This is a genomic window from Chitinophaga sp. Cy-1792, assembly GCF_011752935.1.
Classification (GTDB): Bacteria; Bacteroidota; Bacteroidia; order Chitinophagales; family Chitinophagaceae; genus Chitinophaga.
Map to the genome: position 1 here is coordinate 1 of NZ_VWWO01000033.1, position 293 is coordinate 293.

Consider the following 293-nt stretch of genomic DNA (forward strand, 5'->3'; position numbering starts at 1 on the left):
CCACCATGCGCCCTTATTCGCTTTAAATATTTTTGTATTAAGTATTACTACTTAGTACACAACTTGTATTCTCCAATATGTCAAAGAACTTTTGATTGATTGCTCAATCGTTGCTGATGTGTGAGATTCGATCTCTGTGATTCTATTTAAAATCAAACATCTTTATAAAGAACTACTTATTGAAAGAAGAAGGAAACAACAGCTCATAGGTTAATGAGCTCTAAAAAGGAGGTATTCCAGCCGCACCTTCCGATACGGCTACCTTGTTACGACTTAGCCCCAATTACCGATTT

Annotated in this window: 1 rRNA gene; it reads right to left on the reverse strand. The window is 36.2% G+C overall.

What is annotated here, in order from left to right:
• Positions 1-224 precede the first annotated feature (224 nt).
• Positions 225-293 (reverse strand): 16S ribosomal RNA (locus tag F3J22_RS30345); the annotation flags it as partial.